Source organism: Lentzea tibetensis, from assembly GCF_007845675.1.
GTDB lineage: Bacteria > Actinomycetota > Actinomycetes > Mycobacteriales > Pseudonocardiaceae > Lentzea > Lentzea tibetensis.
This window is the reverse complement of the sequence record NZ_VOBR01000017.1, coordinates 139,420-150,772: the sequence shown is the minus strand read 5'-3', so window position 1 is coordinate 150,772 and position 11,353 is coordinate 139,420. Positions and strand designations below refer to the sequence as shown.

The window sequence follows — 11,353 nt, the reverse complement described above, 5'->3', positions numbered from 1 at the left end:
GTTTCATGGTGCTGCAACGAGTCGGTTGCAATGGCGTGTGCGTTAATGCACACTGTTTTTCCTTGCTGAGCAGCGGAAGTGAGCGTTCGAGATGCCCGGTGGAAGACTGACTCGCCAGGACCGTCAGCGCATCGCGACGGGCCTGCGCGAAGGCCTCGGGTACGCCGAGATCGCCCGCCGGTTGCAACGGCCGACGTCGACGGTCAGCCGCGAGGTGTCGCGCAACGGCGGCATCTACGCCTACCGCGCGGACCGCGCCCAGCAGGCGTCGTCGAAGCGCGCCCACCGCCGCGTCACGGCGCCGCGGGTGGAGGAGATGTCGGGCCCGGAGCAGGCGTTCGTGGCCCGGCTCGTCGAGTTGATGGTCGACACCGGGATACCTCGTACAGCCGCGCGCGTGCTGACCTGCATCTACGTGACGGAGAGCGGCAGCATGACCGCGGCGGAGCTGTCCCAGCGGCTCGGTGTCAGCCCGGCGTCGATCTCGAAGGCCGTGTCGATGCTGGTGGCGATGGACCTGATCGGCCGCTCACGGGATCCGCGCACCCGGCGCGAGCACTACGTCGTGGGTGCCGACGTGTGGTTCCAGGCGTGGCAGTCGAGCACGCGCATGAACTTCAAGTGGGCCGACGCCGGCCGCGAGGGCGCCGCGCTGTTCGGGGCGACGCCCGCAGGCGAACGCCTCGACCTCATGGGCCGCTTCTTCGAACGCATCAGCCAGGACATGGTCGACGCGGGTGAGAAGTGGTGGGCAGAACTCAGGGGAGACGGCGCAGCACGGTGACGACCTTGCCGAGGATCGTGGCCTCGTCGCCGTTGATCGGCTCGTAGGCCTGGTTGTGCGGCATCAGCCAGACGTGCCCGTCCTTGCGCTTGAACGTCTTGACGGTCGCCTCGCCGTCGATCATCGCGGCGACGATCTCGCCGTTGTCCGCGGTCGGCTGCTTGCGGATGACGACCCAGTCGCCGTCGGTGATGGCCGCGTCGACCATCGAGTCACCGACGACGCGCAGCAGGAACAGCTCGCCCTCACCGACGATCTCGCGCGGCAGCGGGAACACGTCCTCGATCGACTCCTCGGCCAGGATCGGCCCACCGGCGGCGATGCGGCCGAGCATCGGCACGTACGCGGGCGTGGGCTTCGACATGGGGTCCAGCCCGGCGTCGATCTCGTTCGGCAGCATGCCGACGGCGCGCGGCCGGTTCGGGTCGCGGCGCAGGAAGCCCTTCCGCTCCAGCGCGCGCAGCTGGTACGCGACCGACGACGTCGACGTCAGCCCGACCGCCTCGCCGATCTCCCGCACGCTCGGCGGGTAGCCGAACCTGTCGACCCAGTCCCTGATGACGTCCAGGACTTTCCGCTGGCGCAGCGTGAGGCCCGCGTTGCCGGCGATGTCCGTGACCCGCGGGGGAACCAACGGCACGTTGTCCGGATCCACGATCGTCTTGCGCGCCACAGTCCAGTCCTTTGTTCGACGATCTTCAGTTGTGGACGGTAGTCGCACTTCTCGTCCAGATCAAACACCTGTTCGAGGTAAGTCTCGGCGTGTTGTGGATTTCGACGGCCCGAGGTGGTAGAAATTCGCACGGACGTTCGATCGAACCGATGTTCGATCAAGCTGGATGACCTGCTGGTTAGCTCTCGGAGGGCGTCATGGCGGTTCTCGTTCGGACCAGGCAAGAGGTTGAGGCCGTCGCACTCGGCCGTCCCCTTCGATCGGGTCCGCGTGTCCTTCCCCGGCGCCCCGCGACGCGCCCGCGGCCCGTCGTGGCCGTCGCTCAGCGCGAGTCGCGGTCGTGCCACGTTCGGCCCAAGGGCGAGTCGGTGCTCGAACTGCTGGCCGTCGGGATCCTGAGCATGCTGACGGTCATCGCGATCGGTGTGCTGTACATGCAGCAGATTCCGTAAGACCGAAGCCGGACCGAAGCCTCACGGAAGTGGCCCTGTCGACCATGCGGTGCGACAGACAAGACCACCTCCGGAGGAAGAATGCCGAAGTACCTGCGCGCGGTGCTCGTCGCCGCCGCCGTCGCGGTCGCCACCATCACCGGCGCGACCGCCGCACAGGCCGACGTCGTCACGTCGGAGAGCGTCACCACCGCCGAGGGCGTCGTCGTCACGACCTACAGCAACGGTGTCGTGACGCGGGAAGCACCCGAGGGCACCGCCGAGGCCGCGGACACGTCCTGCACCGGGCACGCCGTGTGCTTCTGGAAGCAGACGAACTACCGCGGTGACAAGTACGAGGTCTCCGTCACCGACCGGGACTGCTGGAACGTCTACCCCGGCCAGCCCAACAAGATCTACATCGTCAAGTCGCTGAAGGTCGGCGGCAGCACGGCGATCTCGTCGATGCGCACCGGGCAGAACTGCCACGGCACGCCGTCGATGAGCTACCGGCCGGGCGCGCGGGTCCCGAGCACCACGTTCTACATGAAGTCCTTCCGGTGAGACGTGCGCTCACCTGCGTGGGGCTGGCGGTCGTGGCCTGCGCCGCTGCCGCGGTTCCCGCACAGGCCGCCATCACCGGCGACCAGCCCGCGACCGGCACGGCGGTCGCCGTCATCACGCACGACCCGCGCGAGGACGAGCCGTCGCTGCCGGACACCACGCGCGCCGCGCTCGACATCGCGATGGACCGCGCGCAGGCCAACCCGGCCGAGTACTCGATGCCGTACGCCGACTTCGACACCGTCGTCGCGCCCGTGAAGACCACGGCGTCGCTGTCAACTGTCGACAGTGCGAGCGCGAGCATGACCGTCGCCGCGAGCCCTCTGGGGTTGGGCTCGGACGACGGCAGCATCCCGGACGACGGCGTCACCGAGAAACCCGCCGCCGAGCCCAGCGCGATGGCCGTGCAGCAGGCGGGTCCGACGTGGACGGTGCGGCCGCACGTGCCCAGGGTGCGGTTCAGCCTCGCCGAGCTCGACCAGGTGCAGCAGGAGGTGCTCGAGACCTCGCTGCCGGGTGGCGGCGAGCTGCGCACGGCGTACGTCGACGCGCCGAACAACCGCGTGCTGGTCAAGGCGGCGCAGGTGACGCAGGAGCTGCGGGAGGCGCTGGCCGCGAGGTACGGCGCGGACCGGGTGGCGCTCTACCTGGTGCCGGGCATGGCCGCGCCGGAGCAGAAGGACACCAGGCAGTCGGACAAGAGCCCGTACTACGGCGGCGCGTTGTTCGACGGCTGCTCCACGGCGTTCGGCTGGGTGCACGAGGGCGCGTCCTACGTCCTCACGGCGGGGCACTGCACGGCGCTGAACAAGACCGCGTCCAACCCGAACGGCGTGATGGGCGAGGTCACCGCGGACAACTGGAACAACACCACCGGGTCGGTGAAGTGGCACGGCCAGAGCTACTACTCCGGCGACGTGTCCACGATCAAGATGGCCGCGGGCAAGGCCTCGAGCCACCGCGTCTACCGCGGCGGCCGGAACTCCGGCCAGTCCAGGGCCGTCACCGACAAGTGGCGCAGCCGGTCCGGCAGCGGCGACCGGTACTGCGTCAGCGGCCAGGTCACCGGCGAGATGTGCGGCTGGAAGGTCATCTCGACCAACGTGACCGTCCGCTACGGCAGCGGCGCGGTGCTGCGCAACGCCACCGAAGGCCACCGCGACGGCAACTGCACCAGGGGCGGTGACTCCGGCGCCCCGATCTACACCGTCCGCGGTGACGGCGGCGTCGCGGCCAAGGGCGTGCTGAGCGGCGGCAGCTACAACACCAGCGGCAGCTGCTGGGACTACTTCACCGACACCTCGCTCGCGGAGAAGGCACTCGCCGGAGTGCTGCGCGTGCAGGCACCTCGCTAGACATCGAAAGGAAGAACAAATGAGCATGGGACGAGTTGCCGCGGCTGCGGCGATCGCGGTCGGCACGTTGCTGTCGATGACGCCGGGGGCCAGCGCGGCGAGGGACGTCGAGGTCTACAGCGACGACCCGGACCCCAAGGGCGGCATGGCCTGGTTCAGGGCCGAGGGCGAGCACTTCGGGATCTGCGACCGCGACTACGACAGCCTCGGCGTGCGCGGTCGCCTCACCTGGACGACGGGTGGCGTCACGCACGAGCGCAAGCTGTGGCACCACACCGGGCACCACCAGGACCCGCGGCTGAACTGCGACAAGTTCCCGGACGACATCGAGATCCCCGAGGGCACCAAGGTGTACCTGCAGGTGTGCCTGCAGAAGGAGAAGGGCGCGGAGCTCAAGTACTGCGACACCGACACGGGCGTGGCCTGAGGTGAGCTCGGTCGTGGGCGGGTGTCCCCCAACCCCGCTCACGACCGCGCGGTGAGGTCCTCCAGGGCACGCGTCGCGCGTGCGGCGCCGGTGACGTGACCGGTGTCGTGCCAGATGCGCAGGGCCTCCCGCACCGCGTGTCCGGCCTGCTCGGGTGACTCCGCGGCGGCGACGGCCAGCAGTGCCTCCGCCTCCAGGAGCCGGAACCCGCCCGCTCGCGCCACCGCGAGGGCGGTGGTCGCGTGCGATCGTGCTGTCGTGGGGTGTGCGACAGCAAGAACGTGCGCGAGCGCGGCGGACGCCTCCGCCTCCAGCCCGCGCAGGCCGGACCGCTTCGCGATCTCCAGCGCTCGCACGAGGTGCTGCCGTCCGGAGGTCGCGCGGCCCAGCCTGATCAACGCGACGGCCTCGGCCTGCTGGTCGCCGTCCTGCCGGGCGCACTCCAGTGCCTCGGTGGCGGCCTGACGTGCGGCGTCGTGGTCGTCGCGGGCCAGGTGCACGGCGCTCAGCCCGTTCAGCGCGGTCGCCTCGCCGAAGCGGGATCCCAGCTCGCGGAACAACTCCAGCGCGAGGTGCAGGGTGTGCTCGGCGTACTGGTGATCGCCGAGTGCCAGCAGCACCGACCCGAGGTCCGCCAGGTTGGCGGCCTCCCAGAACGAGAGCGACTCCTTGCGGCACAACGCGACCGACTCGTCCAGGCACTCCCGTGCCTCGGCCAGCCTGCCGAGCTGGCGGTAGTGGCAGCTCACCGAGTTCATCGCGTGGCTTTCGCCCGAGGGGTTCCCGAGCTCGCGGAACAGCTCGACCGCGCGCCGGCTGTGCTCGACCGCCTCGGTGAGCCTGCCCGACCAGTCGAGCATGGATCCGAGGTTCGCCACCGCGCTCGCCTCGCACTCGCGCCACCCGCACGCGCGGCTCGCCCGTGCCGCCTCCGTGGTGTGCGCGATGCCGTCCTTGTGGCGTCCCTCGCGGAACGCCGCTCCGCCCATCGTGAGGTGCAGCAACGCTTCCGCGGCCGGTGCCTCGTGCCGCCGGGCGGCGCGCAGCAGCACGGGCGTCAGCTCCAGCCACTCCGCGCGCCTGCCGTGGTCGTGGAAGAACCGGCGCACCGCGTCGGCCAGGTACCAGACCTGCGGGCGCGGGCCGCTCACCGCTGCCCTGCGCAGCGCGGCGACCAGGTTCGGCGCCTCGACGTCCAGCCACGCCACGGCTTCCGCGCTGCCCGCGAACTCGACCGGGCTCGGCCCCGGCTGGTCGTCGCGGGGGAGCGTCACGATCCGCTTGGCCAGGTGGGCGACCGCGGCGTCGGTGATCGCGAGGTAGCTCGCGAACAACCGGTCCCACGCCTCCGCTTCGTCCCCGAGCTCTTCGGCGTAGCGGCGCACCAGGTCGTGGAACCGGTAGCGGCCGGGTGCGTGCGCCTCGACGAGGTTGGCGGCCGCCAGCCCGCGCAGCAGGCGCGTCGCCACACCGGTGCCGACGTCGAGCAACGCGGACGCGGCGTGCGGCGTGAAGTCCGGTCCCGGCACGATCCCGAGCACCCGGAACAGCCGTTGCTGATCGGCTGGAAGTGCTTGGTAGGACAGGGAGAACGCGGTCGCGACCGCGCCCAGCTCGGCGCCGTCCAGGGCGAGCAGCGGGTCGCCGCGCAGTTCCGCCACGGTCGCCGCGATGCTTGCGCCCACGTTGGCCGCGGCGATGCGCAAGGCAAGCGGGTGGTGTCCGCACACCTCGGCCAGCTCGGCGGCGGCAGCGGGCTCCGCGGCGACGCGGTCCGCGCCGAGCGCCGAGGTGAGCAGTGCGTGCGAGTCGTGGCCGGGCAGCTGCGTCAGCGCGAGCGAGCGGGCGCCGGTGCGGGCGACCAGGTCGCCCAGCCGGTGCCTGCTGGTCACCAGCACGCGGCCCGTCGAGGGCAGCAGCGGCAGCACCTGGGCGGCATCACGCGCGTTGTCCAGCACCACCAACGCCTTCCGGTCCGCGAGCAGCGACCGGAACAGTCCACTTTGGTCGTCCGTTTCGGACGGAGAGGCGCCGAGCGCGCGCAGCAGCTGGGCCAGCGCGGCGGTCGGGCTGAGCGGTTCGTCGTCGGCGTCGAAGCCGCGCAGGTTCACGTACAGCTGGCCGTCGGGGTAGCGGTCGCGCGCGTCGTGCGCCCACCGCACGGCGAGCGCGGTCTTCCCGACGCCCGCGGTCCCGGTGATCACCCAGACGCCGTCGTCGCCGGAGTCGAGTGCGGCGAGCTCGTTGGCGCGGCCAGCGAAGCCTCGGGCGGCCAAGGGGAGCTCGGCCGGGCGGACGGTGGTCACCGGCGCCTGGTCCTCGCCGCGCAGGATCCGCAGCTGCACGTCCCGCAGCGCCGGTCCGGGTTCGATGCCGAGCTCGGACACCAGCAGCTCGTGGCCCTGTGCGTAGACCTCGAGCGCCTCCGCGGCCCGGCCGCACCGGTGCAGCGCGAGCATCAGCGCCGCCCGCAGCCGTTCCCGGTAGGGGTGTTCGTCGACGAGCTTGCGCAGGTCGGCGACGGTTTCGGCGGGCTGGCCCTCGGCGATGCGCAGCTCGTGCAGCTCCTCGACGACCGCGAGCCTGCGTTCGACGAGCGCGGGGCGTTCCAGCTCGGCGAGCTCGTCGCTGACGCCGTCGAGCGGTGTGCCCGTCCACAGCTCGAGCGCCTCGTGCAGGCGCGCGACGGCGGCGGCGCCGGTCAGCCCGCGGGCGTCGGCGACGACGGCGTCGAACACGTCGAGGTCGCGCGCGCCCGGCCCGACCTCGATCGCGTACCCGGACGAGCTCCGGGTGATCACGTCGGCGCCGAGCAGCTTGCGCAGGTCCGACACGTGCACCTGCAGCCTGCCCCGAGCGCTGCGCGGCGCCTGCTCGCCCCAGGTCAGGTCGATGAGCCGGTCTTCCGGCACGACCCGGTTGGGGCTGAGCAGCAACGCCGCCAGCACCGAGGCCTGCTTCTGGCCGGCCGGGCGCACGGGCCCGGCCGGACCGAGGACCGTGACCGGTCCCAAGATGCGGTACGTCGGACTCAGATCAGGTTCTTCCGCGCCGTGCAGCGCACGCCGCTGCTGTCGGAGAACTTGACCTCGACCCACGCGCGGCTGGTGCTCGGCACGCTCGTGCCGTTGACCGGGACCTCGCCGACCTCGTCGGACTTGAGCCCGCTCTTCGTGCGGTTCACCGCGTTGTTGGTGGTGCCGCCCTCGCGGTAGTTGACCTTGACGTTCATCGATCCGGAGTCGCCGATGTACGGTCCGGCTCCGCCCCTGCCCGCCTTCAGCCGGTAGAACCCGGCCCCGGTGTCGTAGGACAGCTTGAACTCACCGCTGAAGTCGGCCTTCGCGCACTTGGCCGTCACCGACTGGCTGACGGCGTGCGCCTCCGGTGTCAGTGTCGTGCACGCGCCCACCAGCAAGGCCGCCACGGCGGCCCTCTTCACCCCAGCCCCCAAGATGCCACTCCCTCTTGTCGGTTGCGCCACCCGAGTGACGCGTCACAGGAATATCACGCGGACGGCGGGTGGCGAGGTTGCCCGACGGTCATCTGCCGGTACCGGTGCGTAGTAGTCGCAGTTCACCTCGGATTCCTCCATCCGAGTGTCGTCCGACACGCCGTGTCGAGTTGCAACCGCTAGCGTGGAGATCTAGGTTCTACCCCTACATCTAGTGGTTACACCGTTGTAAGTAGTCCACAGGTTGTGGGTAACCCAACCGGTGTGCGGCTGCTGTGGTCGGTGCTGCGCTGGGAAGGGGTGAACAGGCGTGCGGTGTCCTTTTTGTCGGCACTCCGACTCTCGTGTGGTCGATTCCCGCGAGGTCGACGAGGGTCAGGTGATCCGCCGTCGTCGTTCCTGCGCCAGCTGCAGCCGACGGTTCACCACGGTCGAGGAGGCGATCCTCGCCGTGGTCAAGCGCTCCGGTGTCACGGAGCCGTTCAGCCGGGACAAGGTCGTCACCGGTGTCCGCAGGGCCTGTCAGGGCCGACCCGTCGACGAGGACGCGTTCCAGCAGCTCGCCCAGCGAGTGGAAGAGTCGATCCGGTCGACCGGATGCGCTGAGATTCCCAGCCACGAGGTGGGTTTGGCGATCCTCGGTCCACTCCGAGAGCTCGACGAGGTCGCGTATCTGCGCTTCGCGAGCGTGTACCGCTCCTTCTCCTCCGTCGAGGACTTCGAGAAGGAGATCTCTGATCTTCGCACTGCCCGCGGTGGGGCTGGGCAGTGAACTAGTGCGCTCCAGCGTGCATTGAACTCGTACTTTCAGCTAGAGGGAGAGGGAACCGTGACGGAGACCGTCGGCGGCTCAGCCAAGAAGACAGCCGCGCGCAACGGGGCTGCGAAGACGGCGCTCAAGGTGCAGCGGGTCTACACGACCGAGGGCAAGCACCCGTACGACGAGGTGACCTGGGAGCGTCGCGACGTCGTCATGACCAACTGGCGCGACGGCTCGGTGAACTTCGAGCAGCGCGGTGTCGAGTTCCCCGACTTCTGGTCGGTGAACGCGACGAACATCGTCACCAGCAAGTACTTCCGCGGTGCCGTCGGCAGCGAGAAGCGCGAGCAGTCGCTGCGCCAGCTGATCGACCGCGTCGTGAAGACGTACGTCGGCGCGGGCAAGGAGCACGGCTACTTCGCGTCGGAGGGTGACGCGGAGATCTTCGAGCACGAGCTCACCCACATGCTGCTGCACCAGGTGTTCAGCTTCAACTCGCCGGTGTGGTTCAACGTCGGCACCACGTCGCCGCAGCAGGTCAGCGCCTGCTTCATCCTCGCGGTCGACGACACGATGGAGTCGATCCTCAACTGGTACCGCGAGGAAGGCCTGATCTTCAAGGGCGGTTCCGGCGCCGGGCTCAACCTCTCCCGAATCCGGTCGTCCAAGGAGCTGCTGTCCTCCGGCGGCACCGCGTCCGGCCCGGTGTCCTTCATGCGCGGCGCGGACGCGTCCGCGGGCACCATCAAGTCCGGTGGCGCGACCCGTCGTGCCGCGAAGATGGTCGTCCTCGACGTCGACCACCCGGACGTCGAGGAGTTCATCGAGACCAAGGCGCGCGAAGAGGACAAGATCCGCGCGCTGCGCGACGCCGGGTTCGACATGGACCTCGGCGGCTCGGACATCGTGTCCGTGCAGTACCAGAACGCGAACAACTCGGTCCGCGTGTCCGACGAGTTCATGCACGCCTACGAGAACGGCGGCGAGTTCGGCCTGCGTTCGCGGCAGACCGGCGAGGTCATCTCGCACGTCGACGCCAAGGACCTGTTCGGCAAGCTCGCCAAGGCCGCGTGGGCCTGCGCCGACCCCGGCATCCAGTACGACGACACGATCAACGACTGGCACACCTGCCCGGAGTCGGGCCGGATCACCGCGTCGAACCCGTGCTCGGAGTACATGCACCTGGACAACTCGAGCTGCAACCTCGCGTCGCTGAACCTGATGAAGTTCCTCGGCACCGACGGCACCTTCAACGCGCCGCAGTTCGCCAAGGCCGTCGAGCTGATCATCACCGCGATGGACATCTCGATCTGCTTCGCGGACTTCCCGACGCCCGCGATCGGTGACACCACGCGCAAGTTCCGCCAGCTCGGCATCGGCTACGCCAACCTCGGCGCGTTGCTGATGGCGACCGGCCACGCGTACGACTCCGAGGGCGGCCGCGCGCTGGCCGCCACCATCACGTCGCTGATGACCGGTGTCTCGTACCGCCGTTCCGCGGAGCTGGCCGGCATCGTCGGCCCGTACGAGGGCTACGCCCGCAACGCCACGCCGCACCAGCGCGTCATGCGCAAGCACGCCGCCGCGAACGACCTGATCCGCACCTACGGCGGCAACGACTCGGCCGTGCACAAGGTCGCGACCGAGGCGTGGCAGCAGTCGCTGGCGATCGGCGCGAAGAACGGCTGGCGCAACGCCCAGGCGTCCGTGCTGGCGCCGACCGGCACCATCGGCCTGATGATGGACTGCGACACCACCGGAATCGAGCCGGACCTGGCGCTGGTCAAGTTCAAGAAGCTCGTCGGCGGCGGCTCCATGCAGATCGTCAACCAGACGGTGCCCGGTGCGCTGAAGTCGCTGGGCTACCAGGAAGAGCAGATCGAGGCGATCGTCGAGTTCATCGCCGAGCACGGCCACGTCGTCGACGCGCCGGGCCTGCGCCGCGAGCACTACGAGGTGTTCGACTGCGCGATGGGCGAGCGTTCCATCGCCCCGATGGGCCACGTCCGCATGATGGCCGCGACCCAGCCGTTCCTCTCGGGCGCGATCTCCAAGACGGTCAACATGCCGGAGTCGGCGACCGTCGAGGAAGTTCAGGAGATCTACTACCAGGGCTGGAAGCTCGGCCTGAAGGCGCTCGCGATCTACCGCGACAACTGCAAGGTCGGCCAGCCGCTGTCCGCGGGCAAGGGCGCCAACAAGGGTGCCGAGGCCAAGGCGGAGACGGTCGTCGAGTACCGCCCGGTCCGCAAGCGCCTGCCGAAGAAGCGCCCGTCGCAGACGGTGTCGTTCACCGTCGGCGGTGCCGAGGGCTACCTGCACGCCGGTTCGTACCCGGACAACGGCCTCGGCGAGATCTTCGTCAAGCTGGGCAAGCAGGGCTCGACCCTGGCCGGTGTGATGGACGCGTTCTCGATGTCCATCTCGGTGGGCCTGCAGTACGGGATTCCGCTGGAGTTCTACGTTTCCAAGTTCCAGAACCTGCGGTTCGAGCCGGCGGGCATGACGGACGACCCGGACGTCCGCATCGCCACCTCGGTGCTGGACTACCTGTTCCGCAGGCTGGCACTGGACTACCTGCCGGTCGAGAAGCGGGCGTCGCTCGGCATCTTCACCGCCGACGAGCGCTCCGCCCAGGTCGCCGGTGAGTACGGCGGTTCGTCCGAAGTGGACCTCGAGGGTCTGCGCAGCTCCGTCGAGGCCACGACGCCTGCCGTCGAGGCTCCTTCGAAGTCGGTCGGCAGCTCCACCGAGCTGCTGGAGCTGCACCTCGGCAAGGCCGCCGACGCGCCGCTCTGCATGACCTGCGGCACGAAGATGCGCCCCGCCGGGTCCTGCTACCTGTGCGAGGGCTGCGGCAGCACGTCCGGCTGCAGCTAGTGATCTCCTGGTGGGGAGCCGGTTT

10 protein-coding genes are annotated in these 11,353 nt (G+C 69.7%); 7 read left to right on the top strand and 3 right to left on the bottom strand.

The features are described from left to right. Positions 1-91 precede the first annotated feature (91 nt). The gene (locus tag FKR81_RS45185; protein WP_146355340.1) at positions 92-784 is read left to right on the top strand and encodes a GbsR/MarR family transcriptional regulator; all 693 of its coding nucleotides are present in this window, start codon (positions 92-94) and stop codon (positions 782-784) included. On the opposite strand, the gene lexA is transcribed toward FKR81_RS45185, so the two are convergent. Then, on the bottom strand, positions 759-1,424 hold the full coding sequence (gene lexA / locus FKR81_RS25910) for a transcriptional repressor LexA (protein WP_235921777.1): 666 nt from the start codon (positions 1,422-1,424) through the stop codon (positions 759-761). The two genes, FKR81_RS45185 and lexA, sit on opposite strands and share 26 nt — an antisense overlap. A gap of 344 nt (positions 1,425-1,768) precedes the next feature. On the opposite strand from lexA, the gene FKR81_RS43730 reads away from it, so the two are divergent. From FKR81_RS43730 to FKR81_RS25895, 4 genes are all read left to right on the top strand, one after another. After that, entirely contained in the window at positions 1,769-1,909 is a 141-nt protein-coding gene (locus FKR81_RS43730; protein ID WP_186763172.1) for a hypothetical protein, read from the top strand. Positions 1,910-1,990: 81 nt separating this feature from the next. Beyond that, positions 1,991-2,452, top strand: a complete 462-nt coding sequence (locus FKR81_RS25905) for a peptidase inhibitor family I36 protein (protein WP_146355336.1) — start codon at positions 1,991-1,993, stop codon at positions 2,450-2,452. Next, positions 2,449-3,807, top strand: coding sequence for a S1 family peptidase (locus FKR81_RS25900; RefSeq protein WP_146355334.1), 1,359 nt, complete (start codon positions 2,449-2,451; stop codon positions 3,805-3,807). Before FKR81_RS25905 ends, FKR81_RS25900 begins: the two co-directional genes overlap by 4 nt. A 19-nt stretch (positions 3,808-3,826) precedes the next feature. Continuing rightward, a complete protein-coding gene (locus FKR81_RS25895) occupies positions 3,827-4,234 on the top strand; it encodes a hypothetical protein (RefSeq protein ID WP_146355332.1) in 408 nt (135 codons plus the stop codon). A gap of 38 nt (positions 4,235-4,272) precedes the next feature. On the opposite strand, the gene FKR81_RS25890 is transcribed toward FKR81_RS25895, so the two are convergent. Together FKR81_RS25890 and FKR81_RS25885 are read right to left on the bottom strand one after the other, a co-directional pair. Further along, positions 4,273-7,248: an AfsR/SARP family transcriptional regulator gene (locus FKR81_RS25890; RefSeq protein ID WP_235921769.1), complete on the bottom strand. Its 2,976-nt coding sequence runs from the start codon at positions 7,246-7,248 to the stop codon at positions 4,273-4,275. 17 nt (positions 7,249-7,265) lie between these two features. After that, positions 7,266-7,688: a hypothetical protein gene (locus tag FKR81_RS25885; protein ID WP_146355330.1), complete on the bottom strand. Its 423-nt coding sequence runs from the start codon at positions 7,686-7,688 to the stop codon at positions 7,266-7,268. Positions 7,689-7,998: 310 nt separating this feature from the next. Between FKR81_RS25885 and nrdR the strand changes: the two genes are divergently transcribed. Beyond that, a complete protein-coding gene (gene nrdR / locus FKR81_RS25880) occupies positions 7,999-8,460 on the top strand; it encodes a transcriptional regulator NrdR (RefSeq protein ID WP_146355328.1) in 462 nt (153 codons plus the stop codon). 57 nt (positions 8,461-8,517) lie between these two features. After that, complete coding sequence (locus FKR81_RS25875; protein ID WP_146355326.1) at positions 8,518-11,328, top strand: vitamin B12-dependent ribonucleotide reductase; 2,811 nt, start codon at positions 8,518-8,520, stop codon at positions 11,326-11,328. The last annotated feature ends 25 nt before the right edge of the window (positions 11,329-11,353 follow it).